Annotated in this window: 15 protein-coding genes; 4 read left to right on the plus strand and 11 right to left on the minus strand. The window is 44.6% G+C overall.

Annotated elements, in window-relative coordinates; genetic code table 11:
- The 3 genes from GUA98_RS08790 to GUA98_RS08800 all read right to left on the minus strand — a co-directional run bounded on the left by GUA98_RS08790 (window position 1) and on the right by GUA98_RS08800 (window position 3,475).
- The gene (locus GUA98_RS08790; protein WP_193722747.1) at window positions 1-741 is read right to left on the minus strand and encodes a LytR/AlgR family response regulator transcription factor; all 741 of its coding nucleotides are present in this window, start codon (window positions 739-741) and stop codon (window positions 1-3) included.
- A 250-nt stretch (window positions 742-991) separates the two neighbouring features.
- A complete protein-coding gene (locus tag GUA98_RS08795) occupies window positions 992-2,032 on the minus strand; it encodes an ABC transporter substrate-binding protein (protein ID WP_227779502.1) in 1,041 nt (346 codons plus the stop codon).
- 285 nt (window positions 2,033-2,317) lie between these two features.
- The gene (locus GUA98_RS08800; RefSeq protein WP_193722749.1) at window positions 2,318-3,475 is read right to left on the minus strand and encodes a DUF2264 domain-containing protein; all 1,158 of its coding nucleotides are present in this window, start codon (window positions 3,473-3,475) and stop codon (window positions 2,318-2,320) included.
- Between the two features lie 113 nt (window positions 3,476-3,588).
- On the opposite strand from GUA98_RS08800, the gene GUA98_RS08805 reads away from it, so the two are divergent.
- Entirely contained in the window at window positions 3,589-4,374 is a 786-nt protein-coding gene (locus GUA98_RS08805) for a helix-turn-helix domain-containing protein (RefSeq protein ID WP_193722750.1), read from the plus strand.
- Window positions 4,375-4,391: 17 nt separating this feature from the next.
- Here GUA98_RS08805 and GUA98_RS08810 read toward each other — a convergent pair whose 3' ends face one another.
- The 3 genes from GUA98_RS08810 to GUA98_RS08820 all read right to left on the minus strand — a co-directional run bounded on the left by GUA98_RS08810 (window position 4,392) and on the right by GUA98_RS08820 (window position 6,347).
- Window positions 4,392-4,931 (minus strand): GNAT family N-acetyltransferase, encoded by a 540-nt coding sequence (locus tag GUA98_RS08810; protein ID WP_193722751.1) that lies wholly within the window; start codon window positions 4,929-4,931, stop codon window positions 4,392-4,394.
- Between the two features lie 208 nt (window positions 4,932-5,139).
- Window positions 5,140-5,553: a cupin domain-containing protein gene (locus GUA98_RS08815; protein ID WP_193722752.1), complete on the minus strand. Its 414-nt coding sequence runs from the start codon at window positions 5,551-5,553 to the stop codon at window positions 5,140-5,142.
- Window positions 5,554-5,582: 29 nt separating this feature from the next.
- Window positions 5,583-6,347 carry a carboxymuconolactone decarboxylase family protein gene (locus GUA98_RS08820; RefSeq protein WP_193722753.1) on the minus strand — a complete coding sequence of 255 codons (765 nt, stop codon included), beginning with the start codon at window positions 6,345-6,347 and terminating at the stop codon, window positions 5,583-5,585.
- Window positions 6,348-6,555: 208 nt separating this feature from the next.
- Here GUA98_RS08820 and GUA98_RS08825 point away from each other — a divergent pair, with 208 nt between their 5' ends.
- Window positions 6,556-7,107 (plus strand): TetR/AcrR family transcriptional regulator, encoded by a 552-nt coding sequence (locus GUA98_RS08825; protein ID WP_193722754.1) that lies wholly within the window; start codon window positions 6,556-6,558, stop codon window positions 7,105-7,107.
- A 566-nt stretch (window positions 7,108-7,673) separates the two neighbouring features.
- Here the strand turns inward: GUA98_RS08825 and GUA98_RS08830 are convergent.
- Window positions 7,674-8,162, minus strand: a complete 489-nt coding sequence (locus GUA98_RS08830) for an NUDIX hydrolase (protein ID WP_193722755.1) — start codon at window positions 8,160-8,162, stop codon at window positions 7,674-7,676.
- Window positions 8,163-8,357: 195 nt separating this feature from the next.
- Between GUA98_RS08830 and GUA98_RS08835 the strand changes: the two genes are divergently transcribed.
- Window positions 8,358-9,299, plus strand: a complete 942-nt coding sequence (locus GUA98_RS08835) for a DMT family transporter (protein ID WP_321573849.1) — start codon at window positions 8,358-8,360, stop codon at window positions 9,297-9,299.
- Window positions 9,300-9,397: 98 nt separating this feature from the next.
- On the opposite strand, the gene GUA98_RS08840 is transcribed toward GUA98_RS08835, so the two are convergent.
- The 4 genes from GUA98_RS08840 to pdxS all read right to left on the minus strand — a co-directional run bounded on the left by GUA98_RS08840 (window position 9,398) and on the right by pdxS (window position 16,728).
- Window positions 9,398-11,668: a beta-glucosidase family protein gene (locus GUA98_RS08840; RefSeq protein WP_193722756.1), complete on the minus strand. Its 2,271-nt coding sequence runs from the start codon at window positions 11,666-11,668 to the stop codon at window positions 9,398-9,400.
- Between the two features lie 18 nt (window positions 11,669-11,686).
- Window positions 11,687-12,919 carry a PTS sugar transporter subunit IIC gene (locus GUA98_RS08845; protein ID WP_153978956.1) on the minus strand — a complete coding sequence of 411 codons (1,233 nt, stop codon included), beginning with the start codon at window positions 12,917-12,919 and terminating at the stop codon, window positions 11,687-11,689.
- A gap of 201 nt (window positions 12,920-13,120) precedes the next feature.
- Window positions 13,121-15,634, minus strand: a complete 2,514-nt coding sequence (locus tag GUA98_RS08850; RefSeq protein ID WP_321573850.1) for a GH39 family glycosyl hydrolase — start codon at window positions 15,632-15,634, stop codon at window positions 13,121-13,123.
- 209 nt (window positions 15,635-15,843) lie between these two features.
- Window positions 15,844-16,728 (minus strand): pyridoxal 5'-phosphate synthase lyase subunit PdxS, encoded by an 885-nt coding sequence (gene pdxS / locus GUA98_RS08855; RefSeq protein ID WP_212676968.1) that lies wholly within the window; start codon window positions 16,726-16,728, stop codon window positions 15,844-15,846.
- 213 nt (window positions 16,729-16,941) lie between these two features.
- On the opposite strand from pdxS, the gene GUA98_RS08860 reads away from it, so the two are divergent.
- Entirely contained in the window at window positions 16,942-18,414 is a 1,473-nt protein-coding gene (locus GUA98_RS08860) for a PLP-dependent aminotransferase family protein (RefSeq protein ID WP_193722757.1), read from the plus strand.
- The last annotated feature ends 61 nt before the right edge of the window (window positions 18,415-18,475 follow it).

Here is an 18,475-nt window from a genome sequence, read left to right on the forward strand (position 1 = left end):
TCATTGAATCCTCATAATCATATATTTGGTGTAGGCATCCTTGACTTCCTTGACTTTGGAACGGCCGATGGGCAATTCAGCACCATTTAACATGACGACCTGGGAGCCGCTAAACTTCTGGACATGCATCAGGTTAATGACAATCGAGCGATGAATTTGCAAGAAGCCATGATCCTTCAGAGCATCCGCATAATTCGAAATAATGCCTTTACTTTCATGCGTGCTTTCGTTGGTCACAAAATTCAGTTTGTTTTTGATTGTTAGACTTTTCATCACTTCGATCCAGAGAATATCATCGTATTTCAACAGCAATTCTTCATAAGCTGATTTGATTAATACAAACTTTTTGTCCATTGATCTCAAGTACTGGCATAGTTTAATCATTTTCTCCTCGAAGATATGTGTCTGGATCGGTTTGATCAGATATTGAAAAGTAACCACATCGAAGCTCTCTACCATATACTCCGGATAGCTGGTCAGAAACATGATTTGTACATCCAGAAATTTCATCATTCTGATTTCTTTGGCTGCCTGAATGCCGTTCATCCCGTGCATCTCTACATCCATAATAAGAATATGGAAGGCATCCCCTACCGTTTTGTAATGAGAAATCAACTCTTCACCGGATGCAAATAAGGTAACTTGGAAATCAATATTCGTTTTCAGAGATAAGGAGATCAGCATCGCTTTCACGAGATTTCTTTGTTTCTCCTCATCATCACAAATGGCAACATTAAACATGATTGAACATCCGCCCTTCATTTGACGACAATTCTGAGTTTCACTCTCAAATATACTACTTTATCATACATTTCAGGGGGAAATGGGATGAAACGCATGTTTCAAACCCTAAACTGCAAGGTGACCGGTTGGATCCGGCAACATTTGAATTTATTCAAGAAAAGAAAAAGGAACCAACTCCTAGAGTTGGCTCCTACTTTAATGTGAAGATATAGTGTAGTAACACATCAATTATATAAATTAGGTTATATTACAACCCCATATCATCAGCAAGCTTCTCAACACCTGTGAAGATGGAATCTCCGTAACCCCAGAAATTGTTGAAATCAATAACATAGATTTTCTTGTTTTTCACTGCGTTAATACTTTGCACCTGCTTGTTGGCAAGCAACTTGTCAATCGTTTCTTGTGGATCAATACCGCCAGCATATTTGGAAATGATCATCACATCCGGATTGACCTCGATGAGTTTCTCCAGACTGAGTGTGCCTGTTTCATTGATCAACATATTATGTACGTTGATTAATGACATTGCACTTTCGATAAACGTATCTCCATTTCCGTTGTAAACCGCAATGGTTCCATCACCATTGTCAGAGAAGGACGCATAGTTGATTGTTTCAGCGCTGGCACGAGCCTTCAATGCTTCCTCGCGTACTTTAAGTTCCTCAATATAGGCTGCCGCGTTAGCTTGTACGTTGAAGATCTCGCCCAACTCGGTGATATCCTTATACAGACTATCCAACGAAGCATCAGTAACACTCGTGCTCTGCACAAACGTTTTGATCCCCATATCATTCAAGCCGTTGACTGTACCCACACCCCAGTCGGCATCCTCAAATAATCCACCACGTCCCATAATGAGGTCAGGCGAAGCGCCAATGGTCACTTCCTTACCAACATATCCTTCAGCCAGAACAGGGATTTTCTTAAACTCCTCAGCAATATCTTCAGGCACACTGCCAAACAATGCAGCTACACCCACGAGCTTGTCCGTCAATCCAAGGCGAATCATCAGCTCGGCTGCGCCTTGAGTATTGGCAACAACGCGTTCAGGTGCCTTGTCAAATGTTTGTTCCTTAGCGACCCAGTTACCGTTCTCTGTTGTATAATTCGACACGGTTACCGGGTAAGTCGTTTCTGTTGCAGCTGAAGCATTAACATCGGTCTGCTCCCCATCTGCTGCTGCATTCGTGGCGCTGCTCTCCTCATTTTGCTGTGAGCTGCCCTCGGCATTATCGCTCCCACCACTTGAACACGCAGCCAGCACCAAAATCATTGCAGTAATCAAACAAAGAAACATCCCTTTTTTTACGGACACCAACATGTAAATAACCTCTCCCTTTTCCATTCTTGTCTGGCTTTTTGACCATTATGTAAAATAACTATTGTCAGTATACAGTAAATGTCGAAGTGTGTAAATGAGAACAATAATCAATATCATTATCATTCGATTGAGAACATAAAAAAGCCGCTTTACAGCGACTCTCTATGCACTCCTATTCTTATCTCTCCATGACATCCGTTCGAAAGGCTGCAAGAACAAAGGAACAATATAATGACCTGAAGGAGTTCCTCAACCCCCTGTAAAATGTTGATCATGATAGGCTTTATCCAAATTGACCTCTCCTCCGGACCATACCTTCCGTGAAGTCCACTCGGCCTCTCCTTGCCAGAAATCAGACTCAGGCGAGAGTCCTAGCGCAAGGAATACGGTCGTACACAGATATAAACTGCCCGTCGATATGTAAGCTTCACCGATTTCCGGCTGACTTCCGGCGAATCCAATTCGCAGCCATCCGGCATCGTCAAACGTCCCTGGCATCTGAATCTGCCGCTCGATTACCGCCGTAAGTGCGCAGCGAACTTGAGCTGGTTCCACTTCTATCGGGAGTTCCTCTCTTAGTGCCATGAGAGATAAATGCTGAAATGCTCCGAAACGATAGGCAAGCGATCGTCCAATAGGCGGGAAGGTGCCTTCGGGTGAAATCAAGCGTTCCAGGATGGCTGCATAGCGAGTTGCTCTGTCTAGCGCCTTGACCCTAATCGCTTTCCAATCCTCGAATTGATCTCCTAACGCGTCCAATGTATCCACGAGCATGGGTTGAATCACAAAGCTGTTATAGTAATCCCAATGAAAGTCAGGCCCATCGCCATATGCACCATCACCCATGTACCATTGGTCATGCTGTCTTACCGCATAATCCACTCGCATGCGATCCCAAGTTTCTACGCCCATTTGGGCAAGGGCCGCTTCAATAATTGCACTAAACAACAGCCAGTTACTGAATACGGGGCGTATAATCCGTGTGGCGAGCAGGGCTGATTTCAGATTATCTTTTGCTTTCTCGTCCAGCAGTTCATACAGTTCACGTGGAGCCCGAAGCATCGCATTTGCAAGAAAAGCTGCGTCAACAACAGGCTGGCCGCCTTGCGTGAAATTCATAAAATCGGGCGAAGTTGGATCTGTCGCCACTTCAATTGCACGTCTGGCCAGATCTGCCATCCTGTCTCGAATCTTCCCCTCCTCACCTGAACGAGGGCCATGTTCAAGCCATGGTGCAATCCCGGCCAAAGTCCGTCCCAAAGCCTCCAAATAAGCGTAGTCATTACGATCTCCCCCCTTTGATTCGACAGGCATATCGATAACAAGTCTGCTTTCTGCTAAGGCATCGAGCACAGGATGAGCTATGCGAACCAACGTATCGACCCAATATTTTCTGTCAACCGACACTTATTTCCCCTCCTCTGAATAATCATTTTCAGAAAATTATAGAAGGTTGTTTAGACGTGAACAATAAACTATAATCATCAAAAACTGACCTATTGTGCTGAGGAGGATAAGACATGCTTACGTTGCTTTCTTGCGGCTATCGAACCATTCACCATGAAGGGATTGTGAGAAACCGGCCAAGTGGTTCGGGAAATTACACTTTTGTGTTTTTTAACAGCAGAGCAGAGGTGAGATTGCATGACAACACAAGCACGGTGGAGAAGAATACCTTCATTTTGTTTCAACCTCAAACGCCTCATTATTACCGTGAGCTGGAGAGTCCATTTATTAATGATTGGTTCCACTGTAACGGCAGCGATTTTCACGAATTTCTCCTAAGTATTCAATTTCCTGTGGACACACTTATTGAAGCTTCAGATCCCTTGTTGATCTCCAGAAGCATTGTGGAACTTCAGAAGTGTCACAGACTGGATGGAAAGCTGCGTGAGCGTATTATCGATTGCGACCTTCGGTCTTTCTTCATGAAATTGAGTGACTTGCGTGCAAGAACTGCTCCCCACCAACTTAGCCGTTATTACATTCAATTTACAGAACTGCGCAACGATATCTATCGCTCTCCTCAGCTAAACGTATCCGTAACAGAACAAGCTTCACGATTAAATATGAGCAAATCCTACTTTCAACACATCTATAAAGAGCTATTTGGTTGTTCCGTAATGACGGATATGATTCATGCCCGGCTTGACCATGCCAAATATCTTTTGGATCACAGTGAGCTCTCCGTTAATCAGATTGCGTATGCATGTGGATATGAGAATGACACCCATTTTATGAGGCAGTTCAAAAAATTTGTTGGTGCTTCGCCCAGGAAATACAGATTCAGAATTGAACCCAGTTGAGGTGTGTTCTTTTGGTCCTAATAAAGATAGCCTAGCAAGTCCAGCTCCCCTTCATCCCAACTCATCTCACTTACTTCCTTGATCATGATTTCGCTTATCGGCTCGTGACCTATTCCGTTCGTCATTTGTAATTCATCATTAATCTTCAACCACTTTACTCGATTTTCAACTCTTTTATATCCATGCTTTAGATACAGAGCCATGTTATCTGCAAACAGAAGATGGAAGTCTATATTCCTGCCGATTGAGAATGTATCAATTTCCTTAAGCAGCTTGGAACCCAGCCCTTGCGAACGCTCGTTTTGTGAGACGCACAAATCAATCACACCAAGGACTCTAATGCGTTTACCATTTAGATTCATCACTCTGTAATCCAGACCCACTTGCCCTACGAGTTCATTCTCATCGTTAAAAGCCAAGAATCTAAACTGCGGTACTTGCTTGAAGTAAATTCGATCCACAGGATAAACTTCAGGAAAGCTTTTGATTAATAACGCTTGTATTTTCTCGCTAAGCTCCACACCAATTTCGAATTCAAATACCTGATCTATTCTCAAATGACTCCTCCTAAACAAATGTAATAATTTAAGCCTTTCTCCATTGCCTTTCTACACTGGTTCGCAAAAATCCTTTTATATTAACGCAATAGATTTCTATACGATTTAATTTAATCACTAAACCAGTATGTAGAATTGCAGCAAAAAACACCCTTACGGGTGTCTCATTCGTTCACTCTTAACTATAAGTATATGAGAATCTGGTGGTTCACTTCCTCGCACTATCGTAAACTTCATCCGTAACAGGTTCTAGCCATTCAGGTGTACCTGCAGTGATCGCTATATGTTCAAACCAGCTGTCTTTTGCGGCACCATGCCAGTGTTTTACACCATCATGCGTAACAATAACATCGCCGGCTGTCAGGAATTGAGCAGATTTGCCTTCCTCCTGATACCACCCTTCCCCACCGGTAACTAACAGTATCTGAAATCCGCCACGGTGAATATGCCAGTTGTTTCGGCAGCCTGGCTCAAAGGTCACGTTCCCTACACCAACATTCACTTTCGGATCTGCAACCAAGGTTTGAAGATAGCTCTGTCCCACAAAATATGATGCAAAAGCTTCATTCTTCTCTCCTGCCGGAAAAATAACGCCGTTCTTTACCTCTTCATATTTTGCCATATCTGATTTCTCCAATCTATTGATTAAATTTATTTCTCTTCATTTTCCGGAATCACTTCATTGATACAAGCAAGTGCATTGAGTGTCCTTGGAAAACCCATATAAGGCAGACAATGTGTGATCGCTTCAATCAGCGTTTCCTTGTCATTTCCCACATTTATATTTCCCTGTACGTGTGCCTTAACTTGGCCTTCGGCTCCTCCCAATGCACTGACCATAGCCAGTGTTAACAATTCCCGGATTCTCAAATCAAGTCCGTCACGGGTATAGAAATCACCGAAGCAAAAAGCCGAAAGATACTCCTGAATATGCTTCTGGTTCAAAGGGGCGCTTGCTCTCATTTTTTCAATGACATCACCAAAAATCTCAATCTGTACAGCAAGCCCTTTTTTCAAACGACTATGTTCTGAGACCTGGCTTTGGCTTTCCATAGGCAGTGCAATATTACGGGACGTGAACACCTCATTCACTTCATCAATGGCGTTTAATGTTTTCGGAAAACCGATATATGGGGCACACTGGTAGACGGCCTCTTTAATTTCTACCGGAGTCACTCCAACATTCAATGCCGCACTTACATGAGCCTTAAGCTGAGGTAATGTCTGATTGACCGTAAGGACCACCAGTGTCAGCAGCTCCCGCTGAATGTCCTTCAGCGTACCTTGATAGAACACTTCTCCAAAGATAAAACGGCTTAGGATGTCCTGAAATTCAGGATCTGTTGCATAGGCAGAAGGTACGCTCTCACCAAATAGTTCTTGGTATTTTTCCTTGCTCTTTTCGATTCGATCCATGCGTCTCGCCTCCTTTTAATCTTCTCTTCTATTATTTCAGTAGAGGAAACATAAATGATGGAGATAATACATATTGATGCGTTACCGCACATGTGTATAATATAAATGGAAAGTGTCCCCCCTTCAATAAACAAACCGTCTTCATTCGTGCGCTATTGCACAAATTTGAAATAATGTGCGACAACCCTCTGGAAAGGAGAGAACCCTCATGTCCCAATTGAAATTGGATCGAAGAGTGCAAAAATCTCAAGATGCGATTAAGAATGCATTCACACAACTGATGTCTGAGAAAAATCTGGATCAAATTACGATTCAGGACATTTCCCATCGGGCAAACGTCGGTCGTAGAACGATCTATGATCATTACATGGATAAATTTGATTTGCTCGACAAGCTTATTGAAGAACACATTAACGAGCTGCGAAAAATATGCGAAGCCGCATCTGACTTAAGTTTTGCAGAGGGAAATCTCCTCTGGTTTGAATACTTTGAACACCATCTTCCCTTCTTTTCAGCCATGTTATCAAGCAAGGGTGCCTCTGTATTTCGTCATCATTTTCTTGCATTTGTTATTAAAGAATTAGAGGGCGAAGTGAATATAACCGAAGGAATAAATCAGGGATTAAGCAAGGAGATCCTTCTTAATTTCTTTGGAGCGGCAATCGTGGAGATCGTCGAAGCGTGGCTTACCAATGGAATTACGGAGTCAACTCAGGTTATTGCAGAACAAGTAGGGGTTTTGTTGGATCGGAATTTCTAGGAACGAGTTACAGAATGAGATATCACAGCAGAAGGAGCATTGAGCCATGATTTTTATTACCAAAAAATTGATGAATCGGCTAACTCAATCTTATAGAGAACCTGACATGTACATATGTTATTCCACACCACAGAGCTGGTCAGCGAAGACAAGCCGGGCTATATTGCTCATCAATGAGGATAAATTAATCATCCTCTTCCTCAATTTTTTTTCGACTAAAGTTGTACATACCATTGAATTCCAAACAGCAGAATTACAAGATCAAAAATATCATTCTGGCACCTTATTGTCTGCAACATGGTCATTCCACGTTCAAGGCCGGCGATGGAAATTCATGATTCCCAGAAAGATTCTTACGCTGGGCTCGATGCAGAGCGACTTTTTGTATTTTATGAAACGGCATATCTATCATTAAGGTCATATTGTCGCATCGATCTTCTGCCTGTATGAATAAGAGCAGTCGATCCAATGAATCGACTGCTCTCCTATGTTCCATCAACAGCTGTTCTACCCATTGACGCTTGAGCATCTGCACATAACTTATTCAACTGCATGCACCCGTATAGCTAAACATGTCGATGAAGCTTGGTGTTGCACTCCGATGTTGTCGCAGTGAAATACTCCACATAATTCACTAAACCTTGAAAATTCAGATACGCTTCATAACGCATGCGAATTGCAGGTAGTGTAATATAATCCAGCACCTGTTCCTTGGGAACCCACCTGCACTCGCTCGTTTCCTCAGATGCAGCTAATTCTCCACCTTCTAATTTGCACACAAAATTAAACATGACCTTTGTCGGAACATCCGTCACACCGTCATACCACTTATGTACTGCTGTATTCGAGACAACACTAATCAAATGACTCACACTGGCGTCTATCCCGCTTTCTTCCTTGATCTCACGGATCACGCCATCAATCAGGTTTTCTCCTACCTCAGTAATCCCGCCTGGGTACACCCAGCCATCGTCATGAGCTTTTACTAACAGGATATTTCCATGTCCGTCTTCTACAATTCCACCTGCCGATACAATATGGGTTGGAAAGACCATCTAACCACCTCCTCTACAGAAAATCTGTATATAAATTCCACATCCTTCATACAGCTTCCTGCATAAAACACATATTCCTTTTCCTTAATGCTTAGTCCAATCAACTTTTGGATACAAGCCGCGGGAAATGTGATATGGTCTAGAATGTATTTGTTGCATAACAAAACGCACTACTTGCTGAGGAGAAGATTACAAGTGAATGAGATTCAAGGAATGGAGAAACCACACAGATTAACGGATCCACGGGTTGTAACCTTAATCGCAAGCCTATGCTGCTTGCTATGGGGGAGTGCTTTCCCATCGATTAAACTAGGGTATATCGCTTTTAACATCATGCCAGAAGATATGGGTTCCAAGTTTGTATTTGCAGGGTATCGATTTATACTCGCAGGCTTGCTGCTTCTGATCCTATACCGACTGATTGGAAAACGGAAGTTCGCTCTATCTGGACGGCAATGGACCAGTCTCGCTATGCTGGGAGTCATGCAAACAGGCCTGCAGTATATGTTTTTTTACATAGGTGTATCCAATACGACTGGTGTTAAAGGCTCCATTGTGAACGCAACAGCTACCTTTTTCAGTGTGGTGCTAGCCCATTTCCTGTATCAAAATGACAAGCTAAGCAATAAAAAAGTGATTGGCTGCGTGCTGGGATTTATCGGAGTCATCATTGTGAATTTCAATACCGATCTACTCTCATTTTCCGTTTCATTTACAGGTGAGGGCTTCGTCATGGCAGCTGCTTTCATATTTTCCATTACGGCCATCTACGCGAAGCATTTAACCTCTTCCATGGATGTATTGGTCGTCACGGGTTTCAGCCTGTTTGTGGGCGGATTAACGCTGGCTCTGCTGGGTCTGCTGCTGGGCGGACAAGTTACACATTTCACCCTGGAATCCACGAGTAACTTAATTTATCTGGTACTGCTGTCATCGGCGGCATTTTGTTTATGGAATATGCTTCTTAAATACAACAAAGTAGGAAGAGTGTCTGTTTACAACTTCCTTATCCCCGTGTTTGGCGCATTGCTATCAGCTGTATTTTTGGGCGAAAGCATTATGGAACTGAAAAATCTGATTGCCCTCCTGTTCGTGTCGATCGGCATTTACATCGTGAATCGAGCAAGCTCTGCCTAGCATGCAGCTGTTTGTAAACAATCTGTCCTGGAACGACAGAAAAACCAAGCTCATCTCCTTTTTACGGGATCGAACTTGGTTATTCTTAACTTTATTTATTATTTTCGTGCCTGGTTAACCCTGGCAATAAGTTCATGAATAACTTCATCAGGTGAACGCTCATTCATCCATTGTTGACCGAACATTTGGAATACTTTGATCATAGGGAAGTCTTCCCAAAATCCCACAAATTCCTCATTAAGATATACCTTATCTGTCACATGCTCGTTCATGTCATTCAGACATTTTTCCAATTCTGCTTTTGCTGCCGGATCACTTATCCATTCGCTTAGAAGGCTGAATTTGTGAAACGTAATCTCTTCTTTCCCAAAGTCACAGTGGAGACGTTCCGTGATTCGGATGTCTTTGGACGAGCTGCCCAGCGAAATCTGGAAGTATCCGGTCTCTGCTACCCAGCGGTTATACTTGGTGTTATAGTACGAAAAATCTCTCTCTTCCAGATCAAAGGTAATCTTGCGTTTCTCACCGGGCTCCAGTTCGATTTTGACAAAGGCTTTTAGCTCTTTCTCCGGACGGGTCCATGTGCACTCTTCATCGTGTACGTACAATTGAACAACTTCTTTTCCTTTGCGCTTACCTGTGTTTTTTAATTGGAAAGAAACGGTGACGCCAGTGTTCGTCTGAGCCACTTCCAGATCCGAATATGAGAACGATGTATAGGATAATCCGTGTCCAAACGGGAATTGAGGAGCCAGTTCTTTCCGGTCATAGTATCGATATCCTACAAAAAGACCTTCACGATAATACAGCTTGCCATTCTCTCCGCGAATCCGCATATGGGATGGGTTGTCCGATAGCTTCACAGGGAAGGTCTCCGACAGCTTACCCGATGGATTCGTGTGTCCGAATAATACATCTGCAACCACTTTACCCATGCCTTGACCCGACAACCACGAGTGAATCACACCAGGTACATGCTGTACCCATGGACGCATGGCGAGTGCGGTGCCGCTGCTGGTTACGACAATGCACTTGGGCTGAACTGCGGCTACCGCCAAAATCAATTTCACTTGATGCTCGGGAAGGTCAATGCCTTGCAGATCACGCATCTCCGATTCGGCATATTCCGGCTGGCCAACAAACAGTACAGCGACATCAGAATTCTTGGCTAATGTGACACTTTCCTGAATTAACTCATCGTGAATGGAGTCATCCTCCGGGTATCCTTCTGAATATCCTATCGTAATATTCTCGCCGGCCAGATTCTTTATCTCGTCCCACGGAATGTCGACTCTTGTCGGCGTTACCTTCGCACTGCCTGCCCCCTGAATTCGAGGCTTCTTGGCAAACCGCCCAATCACGGCAATGGATCCCAATGATTCCGGCTGCAGCGGAAGAATCGCGTTCTCATTTTTCAGAAGCACAATACTTTCGGCTGCCGCTTTACGAGCAAGTGCATGGTAATCCGCATCTTCAGAAGTCCCCTCACCTTTGCTGCCCGTTACCCGTTCGACCAGCTTCAAAATGCGACCCACGCTTCGATCCAATTGTTCCTCGGAAAGGCTTCCGTTCTGAATCGCCTCAATGATGGCTTTGGCATTGTAATGAGCAGGACCTGGCATCTCCAGATCAAGTCCAGCCTTCAGTCCGCGGATGCGATCATTGACAGCTGTCCAGTCGGATAGCACAACGCCTTCATAACCCCATTCTTCTCTCAAAATGTCATGCAGCAAATGTTCGTTCTCACTCGTGTACGTTCCATTCAATAAGTTATAAGAGCACATGACCGTCCAAGGATCGGATTTCTTAATAATTCGTTCAAAGGCGCTCAGGTAAATTTCGCGCAGTGTCCGCTCGTCAATTTCCGAACTGGTCACCATTTTCTCAAACTCCTGGTTGTTTCCCGCAAAGTGTTTGACAGAAGCACCTACACCTTCACTTTGAATCCCATTAATGAACGCAGCGCCAAGTTCTCCCGTCAAGCACGGGTCTTCCGAATAGTATTCGAAATTTCTACCGCCAAGCGGTGTTCTTTTCATATTGACACCCGGTCCAAGCAGCAGCTCTACATCCATGGCTTTCGATTCCCGTCCTAGAGCCACACCGACCTCATGCAGCAATTCCGTGTTCCACGAAGAACCGATGGCCGAACCCGTAGGGTAACAGGTTGCAGGTACATTTTCCGTTGTGATCCCCATTTCTTCATCGCTGTTCGTTTTACGGATCCCATTGGTTCCGTCGTACATATGAACAGGCGGAATGTTCAACCGCTCGATCCCCTTCGTCATCCACATATTTAATCCCGCGCAGAGTGAAGCTTTCTCGGCAAGTGTCATTGCGGGCAGCAATTCATTAATCGATTTATTCATGGTTCTCACCCTTTTTATTTAATTTTGTTCCTGTTCTTTCTTCAGTTCCTGTGCATCATACAGTTTGAAAAACGGAAACCATACCGCAAATACAATGAGCAGAACCACAGCCAGCAAAATAAGACCGTTAAACCCGGACATAATGTAGGTGGACAGGCCAATCGGCGTGTACCATAGCTGGAAGATCTGGCTTGGAATCCGCACCCAACCCCAGTCTAGAGCGAGGTATACAATCACCGGCGTGATGAGTGCGTTGATCCACATCGGCACCATAAGCAGCGGATTAAAGGCAATTGGCGCTCCGTACACGACAGGTTCATTGATGTTGAACAAGGACGGAATGATGGTCGCTTTGCCGACCGATTTCAGCTTTTTGGATCGTGCCATCAGGAACCAGACCACTAACGGCAAGGTTGCTCCCATCCCACCAATACCAAGCCATCCGGAGAAGAAGGTTTCAAATGTGTTGATATTGACCGGATCTTGTCCGGCTGCAACGAGAGAAGCATTCTGCTCTATTGCAGGTATCCAGATCGCGTACCAGATCGGTGTCATTACCCATGGGCTTACGCCGAAGGAATAGAGCACTACGCCGATAAAATTAAATAATAAAAATCCAGTTAAACTTTGTCCTACAGCATTGATTGGCTCAAATATGTTTACAATCAGTCCAAAAATATCAAAATGAAGCTGATATACGAGAACCCATCCTGTGGTTAATACCAGGGCGATCGGTACGAGAAAGTCGAACCAGTCCATAATGAATTCGGGAAGTGAAGACCCCTTTTTGAAGAACGAAAATTTGTTGCACATAATCATCACAAGAGCAACGAATACTCCCACCAAGAGTGCTGTGATCATTCCCGAAGGTCCAAATCGTTCAAGGATGAACTGAATGGTACCATCTTCGTTTATTGTCGGGTTAAGCAGCATAGCGAACAGGGATACCCCCGTCATTCCCGCCAGCAGCTTAATTTTGTGCCGCTCCTTTTTTTCCATCACCACATAAGGCGTCAAGAAAGCAATAAACAACCCAAGCAAACCGAAACTGAACGTCGTGATCGGTGTCAGGTCCGGCATACCCGGAATAAAGTCCTGCAAAATAGAAATCAATGTAATAATCGAACCGATGAAAATCATCGGAATGGCGACCATAATGGCTTCTTGAATCGAAGAAACCCAAATATTATTCGTAAACGCCTCCAATCTTGGCGCAAACGAATCTGTCATCCATTTCATAAACCGCTTCATCCAAACTCCCCCTGTCTTCCTCTTAGCTGCCACAACCATAGTATATCGATTCGTGTGAACGCTTTCTTGTTGGAACTTGCCACTTGATGGTTCGTTTTTTGCCCATTTCTAGTCCTACGTTCTAGCTTGCCTGCCTGTACAAGAAATAAACAACAAAAAACATCCCTCCATTACCGAAAGGATGCCTTAAGGATACTTTTTTTAATATTGTCTATTTAATATGAGCAGCATCACGCCATGTGGGGGGAGCAAAATCTCTCTGCGCCAACACTCATCCCTAATTATCTCTGTCCTCATGAAGGGTCCGCTCCTGCCATCTAGATAAGAGATTTCTTCTTCCGTTAACGAATATGGCGATCCCATGCGTGTCCACTCATCAAATACGGAGCCATGATCCCGATCGAGTTGATAACTGGTGCATTTATAAGGCCCCGGGAGCTTGTTAAGCATGAGTTCAAAAGCCTTGCTGCCCTTCTCCTCAAATACGTCATAACGGGTTGAACAGGATAATTCGGACCAATCTCCACTCGCAAACAGCTGATCTACATGCACATAATGATAGAACAGAAATTGCATGCTTCCGTCACTTTTTCGGGTTCCGACATAACCGTCTCCCTTGATTAGCAGCTCATCACCCAGCTTCTGCATAAGCTCAAATGCATAATAGCTAGGTTTCTTCAGACCATCGCGATTGATCAGACCAAAGCCCCCATAGAAAGGAGAAGTCGGGACGATACTTTCTTCGAATACATCGGTAAAAGACCAAAAAGCCATGGCATTCACATCACCGAGTGTATTCATGGTGTGATAAATGACGAACGGAGCCATGAACATGGTATCGTGCAGCAAGTTACGGTCATACAGCGAAAAGTTCCACTCGGTAACATGGAGTTCAACATGGCCGTACGAAGACGCCTTCATTTTCTGCCGAAGAAGATCAATACTTTCCTTATAGAAGGATGGCGGCATGATTTGAGTTAAACGATCCTCTTCCACTTTTAGCTTCGGATACTCCGAATAGATATGGAACGAGAAAAAGTCGAGAGCAACTTCATGCTTCCCGCAGTATGACAGAAACTCCTCAGCCCAGGTGTCGTTCCAAAGAGATCCATACCCCATCGCAGGGCCTCCCACTCTCAGATCGGGCAGTACAGTTTTGATGGCATGGGCAGTCAATTCGTAAAAAGCGAAATATTCTTCCTTGCTTCCTGCCCAACATACACCAGCCAAGTCAGGCTCGTTCCATACTTCGAAGTACCACTTCTTCACTTCATCCGCCCCATAACGATTCAAACAGTGCCTGATGAATTCGCGAACAAGGGCCTGCCACTTGGCAGGGTCGGATGGCGGACTAATATTCCCCCTCCACCAAAACAACGTTTCCTTGGATCTCGCCAGCTGGCTCGGCATAAAGCTTAATTCCACGAATGGCCGAACTCCCTGATCCAGCAGGAAATCATACAACTTGTCCACATAAGACCAGTTATAAACAGGAGCGCCTTGCTCTGTTTCGCTGTACACCATCATCTCATCATTAAATATGCCGTGAAATCGAATGTACTGAAAAGGTACTTTGCCTTTCAAATCAGACAGCTGCTTCCGCCAATCTTCACGCAAACCTTCGATGGCTCTCCCCGCCGTCATGGTAATATTCCAGTGCTTTTCATAGATGAACGACGTCTGATCTGCATGAACCTCTATGCGGGTTTGGTCTGACAGATGTGCAGACGATACAGGGAGCATCTCGTGTTCCGCGTCGCCCCTGGGATCCAGATATCGATACAGCGAGGCAATTGCGTTCATCGTTTCCATCTCGTAATAATCTCCGCTAGAAGATTCCTCATACGTTTTGGGCTTGCGGTTCACATTCAACTCATGGGGCTCCGGTGTACGCGAAGCTTCACGGTAGGAACCTGGCGTGCAGCCGTACTTTTCCTTGAAGTATTTGTTAAACAGCTTGATGTTGGCGAATCCGCAATCCAGTGCGATTTCGGATATTTTTTTATCATTTGCTGCCAGCTGGGCCTGGGCTTTCTCCAGACGAATAAGGGTCAGATACTTTTGGAAAGGTATCCCGATCTTGTCCGTAAAGAAGTGGGAAAAATAATGCAAGCTTAAATGCTCGGAATGTGCCATATCCTGCAGCGTAATCTTCTCATTATAGTGAATATCAATATATGTGAGAACCCTGTTCAGCCTTTTATAGTCATAATCCTTACTTCCTTCTTCCAACGTTGGATTCGTTCCATTTGAAAAATGCCTCTGCAGGAAGCCGCATAACATTTGTAATCTGCCCATGGTGAAATTTTGATATCCCGGCGTTTTTTTGTTGATCTCCCACACCATCTGCGCAAGATGTTGTTTGATGCTAAGCAGCCGGGGAACGTCCTGCTCCACGTTCAAGGCAGAGTTACAGGAGATAAACGCATTATTGTTCATCAACTCCGGACCAAACTGCAATGTTAATAACACGTTATCCTGATTGGTTCGTTCCATCTTGTGCACGGACATGCTGTTTACCACAATCAAATCATCTGCATGCAATGTATACTGCTGCTGGTCCAAATACATGTTGATTGAACCATGGAGAACATAGACAACCTCCACTTCCTTATGCCAATGGAAATCGATATGTTTCACTGAGTTCACGAAGAGTTTCATCGGCAGATCGTCGTGATGTTGAATAAACTCATATAGATAGCGAATGGTCTGCACCTTCCTTCATACCGCTTATTATAGACACAGCATTTTGAAGATATCAATGTGCAGTCCATTTCACATCCGTTACTTTTATTGTCTTCCTTTTGGAACATCCCTACATTGTTCCTAAAGAATTACAAAAAAGCCGATCAATTATACGCCATTGATCGGCTTTCTTTTCTATCTATTCAGACTACCTACTTCATATCGAAATCCCTTATTTCTTACCAACCGCGATCGGACATACGCTCATCCGCAGACAGTTTGGAAATCTCGATCCCTTTCATCGGGGCACCCAGGTTTTTGGACACTTCGGCAATCAGTTTGTAATCCGTGTAATGTGTTGTCGCTTCAACAATGGCACGAGCGAACTTCTCAGGGCTGTCCGATTTGAAAATACCGGATCCAACGAATACGCCGTCTGCACCCAAATGCATCATAAGTGCAGCATCTGCCGGAGTAGCTACCCCGCCTGCAGCAAAGTTAACAACTGGAAGCTTGCCGTTCTCATGTACTTCGAGCAGAAGCTCATAAGATACACCCAGGTTTTTCGCTTCAGCATACAACTCGTCCTTGGACATGTTTTGGGCTTTGCGGATTTGGCTGTTAATCAGACGCATATGACGAACCGCTTCAACAATATTGCCTGTTCCCGGCTCACCTTTGGTGCGAATCATCGATGCGCCTTCACCAATGCGGCGAAGAGCCTCTCCGAGATCTTTGGCTCCACATACAAATGGTACAGTGAACTCATGTTTATCAATATGGAATACTTCGTCTGCAGGTGTCAGTACTTCACTCTCATCGAGATAGTCCACGCCCAGGGATTCAAGCACTTTGGCTTCAATGTAATGACCGATACGCGCTTTGGCCATCACCGGAATGGATACCACTTTCATAACCTCTTCAACGATCGTTGGATCTGCCATGCGAGCTACACCGCCAGCTGCGCGAATATCAGAAGGTACCCGCTCAAGAGCCATAACAGCTGTTGCCCCAGCTGCTTCCGCAATTTTAGCCTGTTCCGCATTCATGACGTCCATGATGACGCCACCTTTTTGCATTTCAGCCATTCCTCTTTTAACACGATCTGTACCTGTTTGCATGATTGTAATCCTCCCAGTTTAACTTTTGATTGATTTCAAAAAGGACATCTTATTTCAAAAAAGTAAATGATCTATTTTTCGATGCCACTATTGTTTCCCCTTAAACTATGAATTAGTATAAAATGAGAATGGATACATAAAAAGATCCAATATCACCGGATTTTATTGTACCACTTTGAATGTGTTGAACCACTTTATACAACCATTGGAGGATCTATGCAATTTCATCTAGCGTACAGTTCATATTTGAACCGACAATATACCAAAATGAAGGCTCTCTATCATGCGGTTCGTGACGCTATTCATGATGGTAACCTCGTATACGGCGAAAAGTTACCTTCCACAAGGGAGTTAGCAGCGTCATATCACATATCCCGGGGAACCGTGAACCAAGTCTATGATACGTTAACTGCCCAAGGTTACCTTCAGTCAGAGCACGGCAGAGGTACCTTTGTTGCTTATCAAGCAGATTTTAGCAATGAGGATTACCCGGTAAAATCCTGTACTCATCACTTGTCTGCTTGGGGAAATCGTATCCAGCAGCTTGAGCAGCAGACCATCCATCAATCGGCACAAGCTCGTGATCACAGCAAAGAGAACAGCGAAGTGATCGACTTCAGCAAATATCAGCCCGATCTTTCCAAGTTCCCTTACGATGAATGGAATAATCGATTGTATGCAGAGATACGCCATCGTGAGGAGAACGTTATCCATGCTTCTGCCTCTGTTAGCTCAACAGGAGACCCGAAATTAAGAGAAGCCATTGCTGCCTACCTGCGGAGAATGCGGGGGATTCATGTAGATGCGGATCATATCGCCGTTACTGCAGGTTCCATGCAGGCTATAGCGCTGCTTACTCAATTGCTCGCAGACCCTGGCGACCATGTTGTGACAGAAAGCCCTTGTTATGTCGGGATTTCTCAAGCCATTATGGCTGCAGGCGCCAAGTTGATTGAAGCGAGTCTCGATGGTCAGGGATTGGTTCCCCAAAACTGGGATGCACGTATGCTGTTTGTCACGCCGTCAAGGCAATTTCCAACAGGCGAAATGCTTAGTCTTGAACGCAGACAAACCCTGCTGGACTGGGCACATCGCCGGGATTCCATGATTGTCGAGGATGATTACGACAGTGAGTTCCGATACCGCGGAATGCATGTTGAACCTCTGAAGACACTCGATAAAGAAGGACGCGTCATTTACCTTGGAAGCTTCACCAAAACATTGCCTTTTGAAGTCCGTCTGGGTTATGTGGTCCTTCCTCCCACCCTGGCAGACACGTTTAGAAAGGCCCAGGCTTTATATGAGCCAAGACCTGTCAATCTAATTGAACAGCGGGCGCTCGCCGCATTTATGACAAGTGGTCAGTATGAGCGCCATCTGCGCAGAATGAATCGTCTGTACAGCCGCAAGTTCCATATGTTACTCAAACTGTTGAATCAGCAGCTCTCTACATGGTTTGATTGGGTGGAAAATGAAGCGGGTCTGCACGTGTTCGGCTGGTGGCGAGGTACAGCCTCAGCTTATGAAGCCTTTCGGTCATCTGCCAGATCAGAAGGGGTGCGCTACTCAGAAGTCAGCAGCTCAACATCGGATGGCATAAAGGTTGGTATTTATTTATCCTTTGCCCATTTGTCGGATGCACAGATCCAGGAAGGCGTAGCGAGATTACAAAAAGCTGTATTGGTCTAGTCTAATCATGAGATACTTTATCTCTTTAATAACAGTAAAAAATCCCCTCATGTGTGGCAGG

The organism is Paenibacillus sp. P13VS, from assembly GCF_015143645.1.
Taxonomy (GTDB): domain Bacteria; phylum Bacillota; class Bacilli; order Paenibacillales; family Paenibacillaceae; genus Paenibacillus; species Paenibacillus xylanilyticus_A.

What these genes read in the sequence shown, in the direction of transcription:
- GUA98_RS08860 (WP_193722757.1), top strand. Translation starts at nt 16,942, where the DNA reads ATGCAATTTCATCTAGCGTACAGTTCATATTTGAACCGACAATATACC.
- GUA98_RS08830 (WP_193722755.1), bottom strand. Translation starts at nt 8,162, where the DNA reads ATGGTCTTTCCAACCCATATTGTATCGGCAGGTGGAATTGTAGAAGAC.
- GUA98_RS08845 (WP_153978956.1), bottom strand. Translation starts at nt 12,919, where the DNA reads ATGAAGCGGTTTATGAAATGGATGACAGATTCGTTTGCGCCAAGATTG.
- GUA98_RS08790 (WP_193722747.1), bottom strand. Translation starts at nt 741, where the DNA reads ATGTTTAATGTTGCCATTTGTGATGATGAGGAGAAACAAAGAAATCTC.
- GUA98_RS08815 (WP_193722752.1), bottom strand. Translation starts at nt 5,553, where the DNA reads ATGGCAAAATATGAAGAGGTAAAGAACGGCGTTATTTTTCCGGCAGGA.
- GUA98_RS08820 (WP_193722753.1), bottom strand. Translation starts at nt 6,347, where the DNA reads ATGGATCGAATCGAAAAGAGCAAGGAAAAATACCAAGAACTATTTGGT.
- GUA98_RS08825 (WP_193722754.1), top strand. Translation starts at nt 6,556, where the DNA reads ATGTCCCAATTGAAATTGGATCGAAGAGTGCAAAAATCTCAAGATGCG.
- GUA98_RS08840 (WP_193722756.1), bottom strand. Translation starts at nt 11,668, where the DNA reads ATGAATAAATCGATTAATGAATTGCTGCCCGCAATGACACTTGCCGAG.
- GUA98_RS08805 (WP_193722750.1), top strand. Translation starts at nt 3,589, where the DNA reads ATGCTTACGTTGCTTTCTTGCGGCTATCGAACCATTCACCATGAAGGG.